Source organism: Microbacterium sp. KU4F (assembly GCF_056868075.1).
Genome location: NZ_CP200324.1, coordinates 629,495 through 647,314 on the forward strand (window position 1 = coordinate 629,495; position 17,820 = coordinate 647,314).

A 17,820-nucleotide genomic window follows, 5' to 3' on the forward strand; every position below is an offset into this window, starting at 1 on the left:
TGTGTTGCGCGAGAGGGGGTCGCTGCCGCCTCAACAGGGACGTCCCCCGTATCGTGTGTGCAGCACGTTCCGCTCCTCGAGGAGGCACTGTGAAGCTCCACAACCCGTTCCGCATCGCCTTCATCGGCACGCTCGGCGTCGGCCTGGGGCTTCTGCTCATCGGCAGCGTGCAGACCCTGTCGACGATCCTGCTGTACATCGGAACCGCGCTCTTCCTCTCGCTCGGGCTCGAGCCCGTGGTGGCGTGGCTGACGAGACGGCGGCTGCCGCGCTGGTCCGCCGTGCTGGTGACCGTCCTCGGCGTCCTCGCGATCTTCGCCGGCATCGTCTGGATGGTCGTGCCGATCATCGTGAGTCAGGTCAGCCAGCTGGTCGAGGAGGTCACGCGATTCCTGCAGAGCACGTCGTGGCAGGACGTAAAGAACTGGATCCACTCGACCTTCCCGGGCATCCAGGACAGCACCATCGACGACACCGTGACGAATGTGCAGGACTGGGCTCTGTCGAACTGGGGCAACATCACCGGCGGCGTCATCAACGCGAGCCTTGCGTTCCTCGGCGGCTTGACCGGCGCCTTCATCGTCCTGATCCTGACGATCTACTTCACGGCGTCGACGCCGAACCTCAAGGCAGCGGTCTACAGCCTCGTCCCCGCTTCGCGCCGTCCGCGCTTCATCGAGCTGTCCGAGCAGATCACCGACTCCGTGGGCTACTACGTCATGGGACAGGTCAGTCTCGGTGTGATCAACGGGGTGTTGAGCGCCATCTTCCTGACGATCATCCAGGCCCCCTTCCCGGCCGTCCTGGCCGTGATCGCGTTCTTCTTCTCGCTCATCCCCCTGGTCGGAACGCTGACCGGCTCGGTCATCATCGTCCTGACGTGCCTCATCCCCGGGCTCGGGTCGCCGACGACCGCGCTCACAGCGGCCATCTGGTACGTCATCTACATGCAGCTCGAGGCGTACCTGGTGTCGCCGCGCATCATGAGTCGCGCCGTCGCCGTCCCGGGCGCGGTGGTCGTGATCGCGGCCCTCGCCGGCGGGTCGCTGCTCGGACTCCTCGGCGCTCTCGTCGCGATCCCGGTCGCCGCGAGCATCCTGATCATCTACCGGCAGGTGATCGTCCCGCGCATGAACGAGCGCTGATCAGAGCGTCGGCCCGTCCCAATGGGTCGGCAGAGGCGCGGCCGCAGGATTGACGATCTCGACGATCTCGCCCAGCACACGACGGGTCTGCGCCTCCCCCACCCACAGATGCTTCCCGCCCTCCACGGGGATCAGGGTCATGCCGAAGACCGACGCGAACCGGCGACGCGCCTCGTCGGGGCGCAGATAGTCGTCGAACTCAGGGATCAGCGCGACCAGTCGTCGAGGATCGCCCTGCCAGGCGGCGACATCACCCTCCGTGGCTCGATGCAGCGGAGGCGAGAGGAGGATGGCGCCGTCGACGGGATGCTCCCTGCCGTACTTGAGCGCGAGCTCCGTGCCGAACGACCAGCCGACGAGCCACGGATGTGGCAGTGCGCGCTCCGCGACGAAATCCATCGCCGCGGCGACGTCGGCTCTCTCGCCGACCCCCTCTTCGAATCGACCGTCGCTTCGCCCGCGCGGCGACGAGGTGCCCCGCGTGTTGAAGCGGAGAACGGCCAGGTCAGCAAGGGCGGGCAGCCGCGCCGCAGCCTTGCGGAGGATGTGCGAGTCCATGAAGCCGCCGTGGGTCGGCAGCGGATGAAGCGTCACGAGGGTGGCGACCGGCTCCTTTTCGAGCGGGAGCGCCAACTCCCCCACGAGTTCGAGCCCGTCCGCCGTGCGCAGGACGATGTCCTCGCGCCGCGCCGGAAGCACACTCGCACCACGGATCTCAGCCATCACGCCACCTTCCAACAGTGAGAATGCCAGTGCCGCCGAGCTGCGAGGTCGGCAGCGTCACCCATGACACCGTCCGCGCGCCACACGACGAGGTGCGCGGTTCCCGCGGGAATCACGCGGTGACAACCGGGACAGGTGTACTCCTTGACCGCCTGCACCGCTGAGATCGGCTGTACCGTCCACTCGCGTCCGCCGCGAGACTCCGTCCGCTTCCACCCGGCCAGCAGGCGCTGGAACGACTCCTCGGAGCCGGTCTGCGCGGGCCGCCGTCGACGCGATCGCGCCACGCTCACCACCAGTGGTTGTTGACCCAGAACGCGTACGCGCCCGCCCAGCTGCCGTACCGACCGACGGCGTATCCGGTGGCCCAACGCAGGTTGTCGACGGGGTCGTATCCGTTGCCGGGAACCTTGCTGCACGGCAACGCCTGCACGAGGCCGCACGCGCCCGAGCTGCGGTTCGTGGCGTTCGGGTTCCAGCCGCTCTCCTTGGAGACGATGTAGTCGACGTAGCCCCAGTCGCTCTCGGCGATCCCTGCGACTGCCATCCATTCGGAGGGGGCTCCGCCACCCGAGTAGAACGGGGTCGCGGGCGAGGCCGCAGCGACCTTGGGCTCGGGCTCGGGCGGCGGTTTCGGCTTCTCGAACGCGCTGTACGAGTCGCGGTCGAGGGTCACGACCGCACCCGACGCGACGACGAGGCTCTGCGCATCGCCGAGCGTGCTCGAATAGACCGTTTCAGCCTCCGACGGAGCGGGTGCGCTCTCGGTGAGAGCGAATGCCGCGGGCCCGACGGATGCGGCAGCGAAAGCCAGTGCAGCGACTCCGGCGAACACCCCCACGACCCCGCGACGGCGCGACCAGCGCGCGTTCGACGCGGCCTTCGAGGCGGGTGCCGAGGCCGGAGCCACCAGCGCTCGAGCGGACCGTCGGGTCAGCGGCGCCGGGTTTCGGGTGTCATCTCCGGAAGTCACGATCTCCCGATTGTAACGATTTGGTCCTGAGAACGCCATGCGAGCACGCCCGGCGCCGTTCAACCGACCGCCAGCATGATCTCGACGACGGCATCGAGCACCGCATCCACCTGGGTCTCGCGGTATCCGCCGCGTTGCATCCGGAACGCGACCGAACGCACCTGTTCGACGGTGAGACCCGTGCCGTCAGTGAGGTAGCCCGCGATCCGATCGGCCACGAGGTCGACTTCCTCGACGCGATACCCGTAGTGGACGACCGAGACGCGATCGAAGCGGTGTCTGCGGTCGCGTCCCAGTCGGTCGAGGACGACCTGTGCGTCCTCACGCTGCTGCTGCACCCAGGCCCGTGCGCCCAGGCGGGCGATCGTCTGCTGACGCTCCTGTGCGGCGAACGCGTCCTCGACACGACCGAGGGCGGCATCCACCGGCCCGATCGCGTACCCGCCGCGCACGAGCGCGAACGACACGTCACGGACGTCGGAAGCGCCGACCGCCGTCTCGCCGGGCGCATCGGACTCGAAGGCCTCCCGTGCACGCGCGAGGAAGGCATCCACGGCGGCAGGGTCGTAGCCCTTGGCTCGCCCCTGCACACGAGGGAACGCGTTGTGATGCGACGAGGCGGAGATCGCCGTGTCGTCACTGCGCTGCTCGAGCGCGGATTCGTCGTGGACTGTCATGAGACCGCCAGAGGTGTCAGCAGATAGAACAGAGCAAGAGCTGCGGGAGCGGACGGGAGAATGGAGTCGAGGCGATCGAGCACACCGCCGTGCCCCGGCAGCCAGGAGCTCATGTCCTTGATTCCGAGATCACGTTTGAGCATGGATTCGCCCAGGTCGCCGGCGGTCGCCGTGCCCAGGATGACCAGGCCGAAGATGATTCCGCTCCACCACGGCAGTCCGAGCATCAGCCACGACAGCAGGATCCCCGCGACGACGGCGGCAAGGGCCGCCCCGGCGAAGCCCTCCCAGGTCTTCTTGGGGCTGATGCGAGGCGCCATCGGGTGGCGACCGAGGGTCAACCCCGTCACGTAGGCGCCCGTGTCGGAGGCGATCGCGACGATGAGGAACGCCATCACCCACCACTCGCCGTGCTCCTGGCGCAGCAGCACCAGCGCGAGGCTCGCGAGGAACGAGACATAGATGGGAAGAAGAGCCCCCGCCAGGACGTCGTCGACGACGGCGGCGTATCTTCTGCCGTCTCGCGCGATCATCTGCCCCAGCAGACGCCACACCACGATGACGACGACCGCGACGAACAGCGACACCCAGTGGAGCCAGAGGTCGAGGAAGTACGCGGACAGCAGGATCATCACCCCGCCTGCCAGCTGCGGGACGACATCGACCTTGCGGCCCGACGCCTGCAGCGCACGGGCGAACTCGAATGTGCCCAGAAGCGCCACACCCGCGCCGAAGATCAGGAACGGCCACTTGACGAACACGAGTGCGACCAGCACCACAGCGCCGATCGCGACCCCGATGACGATCGCGAGGATCAGGTCCCGGCCGGTGCGCTGTTTGATGCGCTCGTTCGCTTCTTCGAACTCGGCCCGCGCATGTGCGACCTGCAGTTCGAACTCGTTCCGCCGCGTGCGAATCGGCGGCGACTGGTGTTCCGCCCCGACACGATCGCGTCCCGGCGGCATTCCTTGCCCGGGTGTCGCACTCTCTGGTGCGACCCCGGCGGCATCGGATGCGTCGGACATGCCTTCTCAGACCTCGAGGAGCTCGGCTTCTTTACGCTTGAGCGCCTCGTCGATCGCGTCGACGTGCGACCGCGTCAGAGCGTCGAGGTCCTTCTCAGCGCGCACGAGTTCATCCTCGCCGACCTCGGACTTCAGCGCGTCGAGCTCGTCCTTGGCCTTGCGGCGGATGCCGCGCACGTGGACCTTCGCGTCCTCGCCCTTGCTGCGCACGAGCTTGACGTACTCCTTGCGGCGGTCCTGGGTCAGCTCCGGCATCGTCACTCGGATGATGTTGCCGTCGTTGGTCGGGTTGGCGCCGAGGTTGGGCATGTCGCGGATCGCCTGCTCGATCGCCTTCAGCGCCGACTTGTCGTAAGGCGTCACGATGATCGTGCGCGCCTCCGGGTTGTTGAGCGAGGCCAGCTGCGCGAGCGGGGTCGGCGTGCCGTAGTACTCCACGCTCAGCTTCTGGAACAGCTGCGGGTTCGCACGCCCCGTTCGGACGGTCGAGAAGTCCTCTTTGGCCGCTTCCACGGCACGTTCCATACGTCCGGCGGTTTCGGTCAGCACATCGGCGATCACGGTAACTCCCTTATATCCAGCAGTTTTCGAGTCTAGTGGCGGGGCGAGCCCCGCACGCGGAGGTCACGCCGTGACGAGTGTGCCGATCTCATCGCCGCGCAGGGCGCGCGTGACATTGCCGGCGGGCTCCATTCCGAACACCCGCATGTCGATGCGGTTGTCCATGCAGAGGCTGAAGGCGGTGGAGTCGACCACCTTGAGCCCCTGCATGAGCGCGTCGTTGTAGGTGATCCGGTCGAGCTTGACCGCCGAAGAGTCCTTGTTGGGGTCGGCCGTGTAGACCCCGTCCACGCCGTTCTTCGCGACGAGGACCTCGTCGGCGCCGATCTCGAGCGCGCGCTGCGCGGCGACGGTGTCGGTGGAGAAGTACGGCAGGCCCGCTCCCGCACCGAAGATCACGACCCGCCCCTTGGCCATGTGGCGCTGCGCGCGACGCGGGATGTACGGCTCGGCGACCTGCGTCATCTCGATGGCGGACTGCACGCGGGTCGCGGCGCCCGCCTGCTCGAGGAAGTCCTGCAGCGCGAGCGCGTTCATGACGGTGCCGAGCATGCCCATGTAGTCCGCGCGGCCGCGGTCCATGCCGCGCTGGCTGAGCTCGGCGCCGCGGAAGAAGTTGCCGCCGCCGACGACGATCGCGATCTCGACCTCGTCGACGGCTGCAGCGATCTCACGAGCGATCTGGCTCACGATGTCGGGGTTGACTCCGAGGGAGCCGGCCCCGAAGGCCTCTCCGGAGAGCTTCAGAAGGACGCGACGGCGCCCGGTCGATTCGTCCATGTGTGCGTCCTCTTCTCGTCGGGTCAAAACTACGGCATGCGAAAGGCCCGCACCGACGACGATGCGGGCCTTTCGAGCGACTTACGCGCCGACCTTGAAGCGGGCGAAGTCGGTGAGGGTCAGTCCTGCGTCGGAGGCGACCTTCGCGACGGACAGCTTGTTGTCGCGCGCGTAGTCCTGGTCGAGCAGGGCGACCTGCTTGAAGAACGCGTTCACGCGGCCCTCGACGATCTTCGGCAGCGCGGCCTCGGGCTTGCCCTCGTTGCGGGAGATCTCGGTGACGATCTCGCGCTCCTTCTCGACGTCGGCCTCGGGCACGTCGTCGCGGGAGAGGTAGGAGGGGTTGGCGAAGGAGATGTGCTGCGCGATGCTCCGCGCGGTCTCCGCGTCGTCGCCCGAGTAGATCAGCACGACGCCGACCTGCGGCGGGAGGTCCTTGCTGGTCTTGTGGAGGTAGACCTCGGCGTGATCGCCCGAGAGGGTGCGCACGCGACGCAGTTCGACCTTCTCGCCGATGATCGCGGCCTCATCGGAGATGAGCTGCTCGACGGTCTTGCCGTCGACCGGCGCGGCGAGGGCGGCCTCGACGGAGTCGGCGGCGACGGCAGCGGCGGCCTCGACGACCTTGTCCGCCAGAGCGATGAAGCGCTCGTTCTTCGCGACGAAGTCGGTCTCGGTGTTCAGCTCGATGAGCGTCACCTTGCCGTCGACCTCACGCGCGGCCACGAGGCCCTCGCTGGTCGAGCGGTCCGCACGCTTCGCGTTGCCCTTCGCGCCCTTGAGGCGGAGGATCTCGACGGCCTTCTCGAGGTCGCCGTCGGCTTCCTCGAGGGCCTTCTTGGTGTCGACCATGCCCGTGCCGAGCTGCTCACGCAGAGCCTTGATGTCGGCGATGGTGAAGTTTGCCATGAGTGGCGGCTCCTTCTGTTGGGAGAGTTCTCGCGGATGCCGATCGGCGCGGCCGGTTCGCGGCCGCGCCGATCGTAGCGGGTCCAGGGGACGCGCTGATTACTTGTCGGTGGCTTCGGCCTCGGCGACGGCCTCGACGCTCTCGCCGGAGGCGGCGGCGACAGCCTCGACCTGCTCCTCGGCGGCAGCCTCGTCCGCGGCGGACTCGGTCGATGCCACGACCGCGTCGGCACCCTCGGAGACGGGAGCGCCCTGCTCGAGGAGCTCGCGCTCCCACTCGGCCAGGGGCTCTTCGGCACCGGACTCGGGGTTGTGCTTCTGCTGCAGGCCCTCGGCGGCCGCGTCCGCGATGATGCGGGTCAGCAGCGAGACGGAGCGGATCGCGTCGTCGTTGCCGGGGATCGGGAACTGGAACTCGTCCGGGTCGGCGTTCGTGTCGAGGATGCCGATCACGGGGATGCCGAGCTTGGTGGCCTCATCCACGGCGAGGTGCTCGCGCTTGGCGTCGACGATCCAGATGGCCGACGGCGTCTTGGTGAGGTTGCGGATACCGCCGAGCGACTTGTGCAGCTTGTCGAGCTCGCGCTTCTTGAGCAGCAGCTCCTTCTTGGTGAAGCCGCTCGCGGCCGGGTCCTCGAAGTCGAGCTCCTCGAGCTCCTTCATGCGGGCGAGGCGCTTGCTGACGGTCGAGAAGTTGGTGAGCAGACCGCCGAGCCAGCGCTGGTTGACGTACGGCTGGCCGACACGCGTGGCCTGCTCGGCGATGACTTCCTGCGCCTGCTTCTTGGTGCCGACGAAGAGCACCGTGCCGCCGTGGGCGACGGTCTCCTTGACGAACTCGTACGCCTTGTCGATGTACGACAGCGACTGCTGGAGGTCGATGATGTGGATGCCGGAGCGCTCCGTGAGGATGAAGCGCTTGACCTTCGGGTTCCACCGGCGGGTCTGGTGTCCGAAGTGGACGCCGCTGTCGAGCAGCTGGCGAATGGTGACGACGGCCATGGCCGTTCTCCTTCTGTTGCGGTTGTTCGCGTCGAACCGATCGGTCGACGAGCCTGGTGCCCGGCACGCACCCACCCGTCCGAGGACGGGACCGTAGGGTGGATGTGCCGCGGGTTGCTCCCACTCGGGGCACGCGGAGTCACCTCGACATGCGAGGCGCGATTCAAGTGTACCAGTCGGGGAGCCTGTGCACGGCGCCCGGGACGATGTCCTCTCCCCCGCTTTCCCCGCCCGGCATGCTGTCCCCACGTGCGCGTTCGACGCTCCCTCCGCCACCTCGGCGACGCCACGTTGGGATCATGTCCGCATCCTCCTCCGGCCGCCGCCTGACAGTCGTCGCCCTCGTGCTCCTCGCGCTGGCGGCTCCCGCGTCCGCGGCCGTCGCCGCACCCGCTCGCTCAGCGCAGACGATCGCCGTGGATGCGGCGCATTCCTGGACATGGCCGGTGCTGGGCCGCGTCGTGGAGCCGTATCGCCAGCCGGCACACGACTACGCTGCGGGCCATCGCGGAATCGACATCGAGGCGGGAACCGCGACGGTCGTCGCCCCGGCCGACGGCGTGGTGTTGTTCGCCGGCGTCGTGGTCGATCGCCCCGTCCTGACGATCGATCACGGCGACGGCCTCGTGAGCACTCTGGAACCGCTCGCCAGCGCTCTGACGCCGGGAACGCACGTGCGTGCCGGTGAGGTCGTGGGCACGCTGTCGTCCGGCGGCCATGCCGCCCCGGAAACTCTCCACCTGGGCGCGCGTCGCGACGGGGTCTACATCAATCCGCTGCTTCTGCTGGGCGGCGTGCCCCGCGCGATACTGCTGCCGTGCTGCTGAGTCAGCGGCCGCCGACGGTGTTGCGCTGGCCGTTGTCGGTGACCGCTCCCCGGCGGTCCGCCCGCACGGTGTTGTCGTTGCCGGAGACGGTGAGGGCGGTGAACCCCGACGCGGTGACCGTGTTCCGGTCGCCGTTGAGAGCAACCGTCGACAAGGTCGCCGCGTCGATGACGTTGTCCTGACCGCCCACCGAGAGATCGGCGACGTCGGCAGAGGTCAGCTCGTTGCGATCCCCCGAGAGCTGAACGACGCCGAGCGTCGCCTGCGTCGCGTCGACACGCAGACCGGTGCCGCCGATCGTCACCGAGGCACAATCCCCCGTCAACACGAAGTCCTGATCGGCGCCGGATATCTCCGTCCGTCCACCCGCGCAGACGACCGTGCCCTCGGCGGCCGGCGGGGCGGCCGTGGGAGCAGTGGTCGCGGCGTGGGAGGGGATCGGCGTGGCGGGCGACGACGGAGACGCTGCGGTCGGCGGCGCGGGAAGGACGGTCTGCCGGGGAGCGGCGACGACCCCGCATCCGGTCAGCACGGCCGCAGCCGCGATGAGGATCGCGATGTGGCCCAGACGACGCACGCTCATGTGCTCACGGTACGCGCCGGTCGGGGTCCGCGTCATGCCCGTGGGTGGGCTTGTCGGTAGGTGGCCGCCAACCGTTCGTGCGACACGTGCGTGTAGATCTGGGTGGTGCCGAGGTTCGCGTGCCCCAGCATCTCCTGCACGGCACGCAGGTCGGCCCCGCCGTCGAGCAGGTGGGTCGCCGCCGAGTGCCGAAGGGCGTGCGGACCGGCGGCACGACCGAGGACGGGACCGACCGTCCGTGCGACGAGATCGTAGACGCTGCGGGGACCGAGTGCGCCGCCGCGGACACCGAGGAAGAGGGCATCCGCGGGCTGACCGCCGGCGCGCGCAGCCAAAACGGGTCGTGCGCGCACGAGGTACGCATCGATGGCCTCCTCGGCCGGCGCACCGTAGGGAACGACCCGTTCCTTGTTACCCTTGCCCGTCACGCGTACGGTGCGGCGCTCGCGGTCGAGGTCCCGGCTTCGCAGGGTGCACAATTCGGACACGCGCAATGCGGCGCCATAGAGCAGCTCGAGTACCGCCCGATCCCGCAGTGTCACGGGATCGCCATCCGCGCTGTCGCGGGCCAAGCCGCCCAGCATCTCGCCCAACGCGGGGGCGCTCGCGACCGCCGGGAGCGTCCTGCCCCGCTTGGGCGCGATGAGGCGCAGGCTCGGGTCGGCCTGGATGATCCCCTGCTCCCGCGCCCAGCCGAAGAAGCCCCGAGCGGATGCGGTGCGCCGCGCGATCGTCGCGCGGCTGTCGCCGCGATTCGTCGCCTGCCAGAGCCACTCGCGCAGTTCCTCGAGGTCGACGTCCTCGACCTCTGCGACGCCGGACAGCGCGGCGAAGTCCCGCAGATCGGATCCGTACGCGCGCACCGTCGCGGGCGACAGTCGGCGCACGTCGGCGAGGTGATCGCACCAAGCCTCGATCGCAGTCGCCAACATCATGCAGCCAGCTTGCCAGTCACCGCCCTGTGGAGCGTCGCCACCCGCCGTCATCCCCCACGACAGAGCCCTCCATCAGCATGATCCCCAGGATGGCCTCGACCTCTGCGACCGCCAGCCCAGACCGCGCCGCCAGCTCCGCCGCCTCCCGTCCGACCCGGGCACTCAGCGCATCGCGCACCCTCGTGCGCTCGTCGGTCCACGCGCCAGCGACGGCGAGAGGCTGGGCCGTGCCGAGTCCGGCGAGCTCCCGCGCCTCGGCGGCGTCGGTGATGCACACGGCGTCATACTCACGCAGAAGTCGGTGACATCCGAGCGACGCGGGACTCGTGACCGGGCCGGGTACGGCTCCCAAGGGACGCCCGAGCGACGCCGCGTGGCCGGCCGTGTTGAGTGAGCCGCTGCGCGCACCCGCCTCGACGACCACGGTCGCACGCGAGAGGGCGGCGATGACGCGGTTTCGCGCCAGGAACCGCCACTTGGTCGGCGCGCCGCCGCAGGGGACTTCCGCGACCACCGCCCCGGTGTCGGCGATACGCCCGAGCATCTCTTCGTGTCCGGCAGGATACGCCCGATCGCACCCGCTCGCGAGCACGGCGACGGTCGCGCCCGTGCCACTGGCGAGCGCGCCGCGGTGCGCTGCTCCGTCGATCCCGTAGGCGGCTCCCGACACGACCGAGATCCCCGCGCCGGCGAGGCCCGCAGCCAGCTCGCCCGCGACATGTTCGCCGTAGGGTGTGGCCGCCCGTGCGCCGACGAGAGCGATGGACGGCGCGGCCAGCGCACGGGGGTCGCCGCGCACCCAGAGCGCGAGGGGGGCGTGATCCGCGAGATCGTCGACCGCGTGGGGCCATTCGGGATCCGAAGGGACGAGGATCGACACCCGCGCCCGCTCTGCGCGTTTCAGAGCATCGCTCACGAGCTCGCTGTGCAGGCGGGGGCGCCATCGGGCAGAGGCGTCCGCGGCAGCGCGGGGCCGGATACCCGTGACCCGCGCGATCTCCGCGGGGCGGTCCGCGACGCACAACGCCGCCTGGGCCGGCATCCGTGCGAGCAGTGCGCCCGCGACGGCGTCGCCGGGCTCGACGACGCCGCTCCAGAACACGCGGGCGGCGCGTTCCGGTGTCGCCCGCTCCCCCAGCACCGGGAGCATGCGCTCGATCACCGCATCGACGTTCATGCGGCGATCCCCCGTTTCATGAAGAGGGCACGACCGATGTCCTCCTGGTTCGGCACGGAGCGCTGCGCGAGATCGGCCAGCGTCCATGCCAGCCGGAGCACGCGGTCGTACCCACGGAGCGTCAGCTGGCCCCGTTCCAGTGCCGCGTCGAGCGGCGCCCGCACCGACGCAGGTGGCGCCGAGGGTCCCTCCCGCAGCCACCGCCCAGGAACGTCGACATTGCGTCGCCACGGTGTCCTGGCCAGCCGCTCCGCGGTGCGCGCGCGGGCATCCGCGACGCGTCTGGCCGCATCCGCCGTCGAGACACGTCCGACCGCGGCATCGGCGCCCACGGCCGCGACGCGGCGCATCGGCAGATCGATGTCCACGCGATCCAGGAGCGGGCCCGACAACCGACCGAGGTAGCGGCGGATCGCGGCCGGCGGACACTCGCACGTCGCTCCGCGCACTCCGTAGTTGCCGCACGGGCACGGATTGGTGGCGAGAACCAGCTGGAATCGCGCGGGATAACGCACGCTGATCCCGGATCGATGGATGTGGATGTCTCCGCGCTCGAGCGGCTGACGGAGGGCGTCGAGGACGCTGGCGGGAAACTCCCCTGCCTCATCGAGGAACAGCACCCCCTCACTGGCACGGGCGATGGCACCCGGCCGGATGACACGGGAGCCGCCGCCGACGAGGGCAGCGACGCTGGCCGTATGGTGCGGCGCCTCCAGCGGCGGGATGCGGGTGAGCGAGGTCACGGCCTCGCCCGACAGCGAGCGGATCGATGCCACGGCGAGAGCCGCCTCGCGATCGAGCGGCGGCAGGATGCCCGGCAGGCGCCGCGCGAGCATCGTCTTACCCGCCCCCGGCGGACCGCTCATGAGCAGGTGGTGCCCGCCCGCCGCGGCGACCACGAGCGCCTCGACGGCCTCCCGCTGACCGATCACGTCCGACAGATCCAGCATCTCAGGCTCCTCGTCCGCCGGCGTGGCCGGCGTCGGCGCGGCCACGTCGGGGACGACGACGTCCGCGCCGTGCCGCGCGGCCACCTCGGCCAAGGTCGCGGCAGGGAGCACCTCGATACCCGTCACGAGTCGGGCCTCCTCACCGTTCGCCGCCGGCACGACGATCCGTCGACGCCCGGCACGCGCGGCGGCGACCACCGCAGGAAGCACACCCGAGACGGGTCGCAGTCGCCCATCGAGCCCCAGCTCGCCGATGTGCACCGTGGCGGCCACCGACGCCGCATCCATCCCGCCGTCCGCTGTGAGCGCGGCGATCGCGATCGCGACGTCGAAGCCGGATCCGTGCTTGGGCAGGCTCGCCGGCGACAGGTTGACGGTGAGGCGGCGCCGCGGCAGCGGGAGGCCCGAGTTGGCGCACGCGTTGTGCACGCGCTGCACCGCCTCGCCGAGCGCGCGATCGCCGAGTCCGATGATGCGGAACTCGGGGGTCTGTTGGCTGACATCGGCCTCGACCTCGACCAGAGCGCCCTCGAGCCCGTTCAGCGCGATCGACCACGTCCGCGCAACGGTCATCGCACGTCCCGCAGATGCTCGACGTGGCCGGTTCCGGCATCCATCCCCAGCACCGACACGGCATCGATGCGCACGGCGCGGCCTCGAGCCTCGTCGGGATGCGCGATGCACCACGCGACGGCGAGGCGCCACAGACGGGCCCGCTTTCGCGCGTCGATGGCTTCGAGGGGATGCCCGAAGCGCTCGCTCGTGCGCGTCTTGACCTCCACGACGACGATCTCGCCGGCCTCGAGGGCGACGATGTCGATCTCGCCGAGAGGGCACCGCCAGTTGCGGTCGAGGATGCGGTACCCGCGCTCGGTCAGGAAGGATGCGGCCCGGTTCTCACCGTCGCGTCCCAGGTCGTCTTTGGCTGCCATAGGCACAGCGTGGCGAACCGTCGGCGCCGTCTCTGCGGACCGGACTCTCCTCGGGGAGAACCCGCCGCCTCCCGGCCGGTGAGGAGAATCGCTCAGTTGTCGAGCGAGAGCTCCTCGGGAAGCTGGAAGTCGCGGCGCGAGAGCTCCTCGACGTTGACGTCCTTGAACGTCAGCACGCGCACGGCCTTCACGAAACGATCGGCGCGGTAGATATCCCACACCCACACGTCGGTCATCGAGATCTCGAAGTAGAAATCGTGCTCGGTGTCGCGGCGCACGACGTTGACGTCGTTGGCGAGGTAGAAGCGGCGCTCGGTCTCGATCACGTACTGGAACTGCGAGACGACGTCGCGGTACTCCCGGTAGAGGGCGAGCTCGAGTTCGCGGTCGTAGTCTTCGAAGACATCGTCATCCATGGTGCGTCCATTCTACGGCTGCGGTCCGGGTCGGCGCGGTCTCAGAAGAGTGTGGGCGCCGAGGCGATCTGCCACGAGGCCCGGTGATGCGCGTGAAGCCCGTGGGCGGCGATGGCGGCGCGGTGCTCCGGGCTGGCGTAGCCCTTGTTGCGCTCCCAGAGGTACGCGGGCGCATCCGGGTGCAGCGCGACCATGTGCGCGTCGCGCGCGACCTTGGCGACGACGGATGCGGCGGCAGCGCTCGCACAGTCGCGGTCGCCCTTGATGACGGTGCGCACCTCGTACGGCGTCGCCCCCGCGGGCGTGATGTAGTCATGGTTGCCGTCGAGCAGCACGACCGCATCCGTCATGTCCACGCCCTGCGCGCGGAGGCCGTCGAGCGCGCGGTGGGCGGCGAGCCCGAGTGCTCGCGTGATCCCCACCGCGTCGATCTCTGCGGCGGTCGCCCACCCGAGCGCGCTCGCGTCGACCCACGCCTCGGCGACGCGGGCCACATCCGCCCTGCGCGCCTCGGGGATGAGCTTCGAGTCGCGCAGACCCTCGGGGATGCGGACCCGGCGCGTGCGCGGGGCCATGACCGTCGCGCCGATCACGACGGGGCCTGCGAGAGCGCCTCGCCCCACCTCGTCGCACGCGATGACGATGCGCTGATCGGCCCACAGGCGCCGTTCCAGCCGCAGCGTCGGTTGGACCGGGCTCACTGGCCCTCCGGCCGAGGCACGTCCGCGAACACCTCGTGGTGGAAGTCGATTCCGCCGAAGCGGTCGAAGGGCCACGTGATCAGGAACGCGCGTCCGACGACGTTGTCGATGGGCACGAAGCCGCGACCGGGCTGGTCCTGGTTGTATCGCGAGTCCTTCGACCGATAACGATTGTCCCCCAGGACCCAGAGCGATCCCTCCGGCACCGTGACGTCGAAGTCGAGCGAGGATGCGGGAGCTCCGGGGTCGGGCAGCAGGAGATAGGAGGACTCGTCGATCGGAGCGCCGTTGACCGTGATCTGGCCTAGGTCGTTGCAGCAGACGACGTGATCGCCGGGCAGCCCGATGATGCGCTTGATGAGGTGGTCGTCGCTGTCGGGCGCGGCAAGGCCCACGAGGGAGAGCACCCACTCGATTCCGTCCACGATCGGCCCCTGACTCGGAGCGGACACCGAGGAGCCCAGCCAGCCGCCCGGGTCGCGGAACACGACGACGTCACCGCGCTCGTATCCCCCGAAACGCGGCGTCAGCTCGTCGACGAGGATGCGATCCTGCTCGATCAGCGTGTTCTCCATCGACGCCGACGGGATGTAGAACGAGCGCACCAGGAACGTCTTGACCAGGAACGACACCAGCAACGCGATCAGGATGATGACCAGGACGTCGCGGAGGAAGATCAACGCACCGCGGCGTCGGCGAGGCCGGGATCGGCGCGGCAGCGATGCGTCGTCGACGGAGGGGTTGTCGGTGCTCATGCAGTTCCTCGAGATACAGGCGGCACGAGCCGCACTCTAGCGTCGCACATCAGCGCGCGGCCGCGGACACGACGAAGCCCCGACGCCGGAGCGGTCGGGGCTTCGTGACGGAGCGCGATCAGCGGTCGCGCTTCTCCTTGATCTTCGCCTTCTTGCCGCGGAGGTTGCGGAGGTAGTACAGCTTGGCGCGACGCACGTCACCACGCGTCACGACCTCGATCTTGTCGATGATCGGCGAGTGCACCGGGAAGATGCGCTCGACGCCGACCTGGAAGCTGATCTTGCGGACGTTGAAGGTCTCGCGCACGCCGTCGCCCTGGCGGCCGATGACGACGCCCTGGAAGACCTGGATACGCGAGCGGTTGCCCTCGGTGATGTTGACGTGCACCTTGACGGTGTCGCCGGGACCGAAGTCCGGGATGTCGGAGCGGAGCGAAGCCGCATCGACGGCGTCGAGGATCTGCATGAGTGATCTCTTCCTGCAACCGCCACAGGTCGGCTGCGAAACTGGTGTTTACGAAAGTAGGAGCGGTGCCCGCACCACGCGGGATGCGTGGCTGTCTCCCCTGAGGCAGAGACCGGTCAGGGCACAAACAACCATTCTGCCATGCGCCGCTCCGCGCGCCAACTTCACGCGTCGCGCTGCACCGTCTCCTCGACCACGATGACCTCGTGCGCCGGCGCGGATGCGGCCGGTGAGGGCTTCGTCGGCGGGATGTAGGCCGTGCCGTCGCTGGTGTGCAGCACGGCCGCTCGCGGACGCGCCTCGCGCCAGAGCTGCCACAGCTGGAGCCAGATGTTCGCGACCCCCACCAGCACCGTGAGCACCATGACGGGCGCCCACCACTGCTGGACGAACAGGCCGAGAGCGATCGTCAATGCGTGCCAGAGGCCGTAACCGGCCACATCCCACCAGGAGAGCGCACGTTCGGCACGCGCCGTCGGCCGAAGACGGGTCAAGAGCGTCAACAGGAGCTGGCCGAAGAAGACGGAGGGGATGGCGATGAACAGCACCCACAGCAGAGCCCAGCCGCCGGCGCCTGTCACCGTCCACCCGACGAAGAGCCACAGCGGTAGCAGGAAGGCGGAGGGCAGAAGCCAGTGGAAGCCGGCACGACGAAGCCACATGCCTGCATCGTACGCGTGCACGCGCCGCCAGGACCGCTCGCGAGCGACACTCGGGGCGGACGCCCAGCGGCGCACGCGGCCGCGGGCACGACGCTCGCGCCGCGAGCGGGAGAGAATGGAGCGGAGAACGAAGGAGCACCATGATCGAACTGCGCACGCCGACCGAGATCGAACAGATGCGACCGGCCGGGCGCTTCGTCGCCGAAGTGCTGGCGACGCTGCGGGACGAGACGAAGGTCGGCACGAACCTGCTGACACTGGACCGCAGGGCGCACGACATGATCCGAAAGGCCGGCGCCGAGTCCTGCTACATCGACTATCACCCGTCCTTCGGCGCCAGCCCGTTCGGCAAGGTGATCTGCACCTCGATCAACGACGCCGTGCTGCACGGGCTGCCCTTCGACTACACGCTGCGCGACGGTGACCTCGTCTCGCTCGACTTCGCGGCATCCGTCGACGGCTGGGTCGCGGACTCCGCCGTCTCCTTCGTGGTCGGAACCGCCCGCGACGAGGATCTTCGCCTGATCGAGACCACGCGCATCGCTCTGGATGCCGCGATCCAGACGGCGACGGTCGGCAACCGCGTCGGCGACGTGTCGGCTGCCATCGCCGCCGTCTCCCACGGTGCCGGCTACTCCATCAACACGGATTTCGGCGGCCACGGTGTCGGCCGCGTCATGCACGGCGACCCGCACGTCCCGAACGACGGAAAGCCCGGCCGCGGCTATCCGCTGCGCGAAGGTCTCGTGGTGGCGCTCGAGCCCTGGCTGCTGGAGACGACCGATCGCCTGGTGACCGACCCGGACGGCTGGACGCTGCGCAGCGCCGACGGCTCCCGCGGCGCGCACACGGAGCACACCGTCGCCGTCACGGCGGAGGGCCCCATCGTCTTGACCGACCGCGGGTTCCTCGGCGTCGACTGAGCCGCGCTCAGTCGACGAGCAGGTCGGGACGCCGCTCGCGCGTGCGTTCCACCTGCTGGTCGCGACGCCACTCGGCCACGCGGCCGTGATGTCCGCTCAGGAGCACATCGGGCACGGCCAGGCCACGCCACTCGGAGGGCTTCGTGTACGACGGATATTCCAGCAGCCCGTCCTCGTGCGACTCCTCGACGAGGCTCTCCGGGTTGCCGACGACGCCGGGCACGAGACGTCCGACGGCCTCGATCATGGCCATCGCCGCCACCTCGCCGCCGTTGAGCACGTAGTCGCCGAGGCTCGCGAGTCGCACCTGTCCGAGCGAGGCCGCGTAGGTGAAGACCCGTTCGTCGATGCCCTCGTACCGGCCGCAGCCGAAGACAAGGTGATCCAGGCCGCTCCATTCGCGAGCCGTCGCCTGAACGAACCGTTCGCCCGCGGGGGAAGGGAAGACGAACGTCGGCTCCGACGTCGCCTCCTGGGCGATCGCGTCGAGTGCGAGACCCCAGGGCTCGGGCTTCATCACCATGCCCGCTCCCCCGCCATACGGGGTGTCATCGACTGTGCGATGCCGATCGGTCGTGAAATCGCGCAGGTCGTGCACCCGCACATCCAGCAGTCCGTTGCCACGGGCTTTGCCGAGAAGCGATACCTCGAGAACGTCGAAGAACTCGGGGAAGATCGTGATGACGTCGATGCGCACG

23 protein-coding genes are annotated in these 17,820 nt (G+C 69.3%); 3 read left to right on the forward strand and 20 right to left on the reverse strand.

The features are described 5' to 3' along the window. Positions 1–89: 89 nt before the first annotated feature. On the forward strand, positions 90–1,145 hold the full coding sequence (locus AC1VNH_RS03135; RefSeq protein ID WP_243227711.1) for an AI-2E family transporter: 1,056 nt from the start codon (positions 90–92) through the stop codon (positions 1,143–1,145). Here the strand turns inward: AC1VNH_RS03135 and AC1VNH_RS03140 are convergent, their stop codons facing one another. The 9 genes from AC1VNH_RS03140 to rpsB form a co-directional block, all read right to left on the reverse strand. After that, positions 1,146–1,868, reverse strand: a complete 723-nt coding sequence (locus AC1VNH_RS03140; protein WP_483109816.1) for an alpha/beta hydrolase — start codon at positions 1,866–1,868, stop codon at positions 1,146–1,148. Next, positions 1,868–2,155, reverse strand: a complete 288-nt coding sequence (locus AC1VNH_RS03145; protein ID WP_243228193.1) for a hypothetical protein — start codon at positions 2,153–2,155, stop codon at positions 1,868–1,870. The genes AC1VNH_RS03140 and AC1VNH_RS03145 overlap by 1 nt, the downstream gene beginning before the upstream one ends. A 2-nt stretch (positions 2,156–2,157) precedes the next feature. Further along, the gene (locus tag AC1VNH_RS03150; protein WP_483109817.1) at positions 2,158–2,841 is read right to left on the reverse strand and encodes an aggregation-promoting factor C-terminal-like domain-containing protein; all 684 of its coding nucleotides are present in this window, start codon (positions 2,839–2,841) and stop codon (positions 2,158–2,160) included. A 59-nt stretch (positions 2,842–2,900) separates the two neighbouring features. After that, complete coding sequence (locus AC1VNH_RS03155; RefSeq protein WP_483109818.1) at positions 2,901–3,518, reverse strand: DivIVA domain-containing protein; 618 nt, start codon at positions 3,516–3,518, stop codon at positions 2,901–2,903. After that, a complete protein-coding gene (locus AC1VNH_RS03160) occupies positions 3,515–4,543 on the reverse strand; it encodes a phosphatidate cytidylyltransferase (protein ID WP_483109819.1) in 1,029 nt (342 codons plus the stop codon). The genes AC1VNH_RS03155 and AC1VNH_RS03160 overlap by 4 nt, the downstream gene beginning before the upstream one ends. Positions 4,544–4,549: 6 nt before the next feature. Then, positions 4,550–5,104: a ribosome recycling factor gene (gene frr, locus AC1VNH_RS03165; protein WP_234075314.1), complete on the reverse strand. Its 555-nt coding sequence runs from the start codon at positions 5,102–5,104 to the stop codon at positions 4,550–4,552. Positions 5,105–5,167: 63 nt separating this feature from the next. Continuing rightward, entirely contained in the window at positions 5,168–5,884 is a 717-nt protein-coding gene (gene pyrH / locus AC1VNH_RS03170) for a UMP kinase (protein WP_320434163.1), read from the reverse strand. An 81-nt stretch (positions 5,885–5,965) separates the two neighbouring features. After that, complete coding sequence (gene tsf / locus AC1VNH_RS03175; RefSeq protein WP_243227705.1) at positions 5,966–6,793, reverse strand: translation elongation factor Ts; 828 nt, start codon at positions 6,791–6,793, stop codon at positions 5,966–5,968. A 99-nt stretch (positions 6,794–6,892) separates the two neighbouring features. Then, entirely contained in the window at positions 6,893–7,795 is a 903-nt protein-coding gene (gene rpsB, locus AC1VNH_RS03180; RefSeq protein ID WP_344228569.1) for a 30S ribosomal protein S2, read from the reverse strand. 299 nt (positions 7,796–8,094) lie between these two features. Between rpsB and AC1VNH_RS03185 the strand changes: the two genes are divergently transcribed. After that, positions 8,095–8,622, forward strand: coding sequence for a murein hydrolase activator EnvC family protein (locus AC1VNH_RS03185; protein ID WP_483109820.1), 528 nt, complete (start codon positions 8,095–8,097; stop codon positions 8,620–8,622). A gap of 1 nt (position 8,623) precedes the next feature. Here the strand turns inward: AC1VNH_RS03185 and AC1VNH_RS03190 are convergent, their stop codons facing one another. The 10 genes from AC1VNH_RS03190 to AC1VNH_RS03235 all read right to left on the reverse strand — a co-directional run bounded on the left by AC1VNH_RS03190 (position 8,624) and on the right by AC1VNH_RS03235 (position 16,199). Further along, on the reverse strand, positions 8,624–9,205 hold the full coding sequence (locus AC1VNH_RS03190; RefSeq protein WP_483109821.1) for a DUF3060 domain-containing protein: 582 nt from the start codon (positions 9,203–9,205) through the stop codon (positions 8,624–8,626). A 32-nt stretch (positions 9,206–9,237) separates the two neighbouring features. Next, the gene (locus tag AC1VNH_RS03195; protein ID WP_243227701.1) at positions 9,238–10,140 is read right to left on the reverse strand and encodes a tyrosine recombinase XerC; all 903 of its coding nucleotides are present in this window, start codon (positions 10,138–10,140) and stop codon (positions 9,238–9,240) included. A 16-nt stretch (positions 10,141–10,156) separates the two neighbouring features. Then, a complete protein-coding gene (gene dprA, locus AC1VNH_RS03200; RefSeq protein WP_483109822.1) occupies positions 10,157–11,317 on the reverse strand; it encodes a DNA-processing protein DprA in 1,161 nt (386 codons plus the stop codon). Continuing rightward, positions 11,314–12,840 (reverse strand): YifB family Mg chelatase-like AAA ATPase, encoded by a 1,527-nt coding sequence (locus AC1VNH_RS03205; protein WP_483109823.1) that lies wholly within the window; start codon positions 12,838–12,840, stop codon positions 11,314–11,316. The genes dprA and AC1VNH_RS03205 overlap by 4 nt, the downstream gene beginning before the upstream one ends. Beyond that, complete coding sequence (locus AC1VNH_RS03210) at positions 12,837–13,199, reverse strand: YraN family protein (protein ID WP_483109824.1); 363 nt, start codon at positions 13,197–13,199, stop codon at positions 12,837–12,839. The genes AC1VNH_RS03205 and AC1VNH_RS03210 overlap by 4 nt, the downstream gene beginning before the upstream one ends. Before the next feature lie 92 nt (positions 13,200–13,291). Further along, positions 13,292–13,615 (reverse strand): DUF2469 family protein, encoded by a 324-nt coding sequence (locus AC1VNH_RS03215; protein WP_137417143.1) that lies wholly within the window; start codon positions 13,613–13,615, stop codon positions 13,292–13,294. A gap of 41 nt (positions 13,616–13,656) precedes the next feature. Further along, a complete protein-coding gene (locus AC1VNH_RS03220; RefSeq protein ID WP_483109827.1) occupies positions 13,657–14,316 on the reverse strand; it encodes a ribonuclease HII in 660 nt (219 codons plus the stop codon). Next, positions 14,313–15,071 carry a signal peptidase I gene (gene lepB, locus AC1VNH_RS03225; RefSeq protein ID WP_344228586.1) on the reverse strand — a complete coding sequence of 253 codons (759 nt, stop codon included), beginning with the start codon at positions 15,069–15,071 and terminating at the stop codon, positions 14,313–14,315. Before lepB ends, AC1VNH_RS03220 begins: the two co-directional genes overlap by 4 nt. 118 nt (positions 15,072–15,189) lie before the next feature. After that, positions 15,190–15,537, reverse strand: a complete 348-nt coding sequence (gene rplS, locus AC1VNH_RS03230) for a 50S ribosomal protein L19 (RefSeq protein WP_137417146.1) — start codon at positions 15,535–15,537, stop codon at positions 15,190–15,192. Between the two features lie 164 nt (positions 15,538–15,701). Further along, positions 15,702–16,199, reverse strand: coding sequence for an MFS transporter permease (locus AC1VNH_RS03235; protein ID WP_483109829.1), 498 nt, complete (start codon positions 16,197–16,199; stop codon positions 15,702–15,704). A 140-nt stretch (positions 16,200–16,339) separates the two neighbouring features. On the opposite strand from AC1VNH_RS03235, the gene map reads away from it, so the two are divergent. Further along, positions 16,340–17,122, forward strand: coding sequence for a type I methionyl aminopeptidase (map, locus tag AC1VNH_RS03240; RefSeq protein WP_483109831.1), 783 nt, complete (start codon positions 16,340–16,342; stop codon positions 17,120–17,122). Between the two features lie 7 nt (positions 17,123–17,129). Here the strand turns inward: map and trmD are convergent, their stop codons facing one another. Continuing rightward, on the reverse strand, positions 17,130–17,819 hold the full coding sequence (gene trmD / locus AC1VNH_RS03245) for a tRNA (guanosine(37)-N1)-methyltransferase TrmD (RefSeq protein WP_483109832.1): 690 nt from the start codon (positions 17,817–17,819) through the stop codon (positions 17,130–17,132). Position 17,820: the final 1 nt, after the last annotated feature.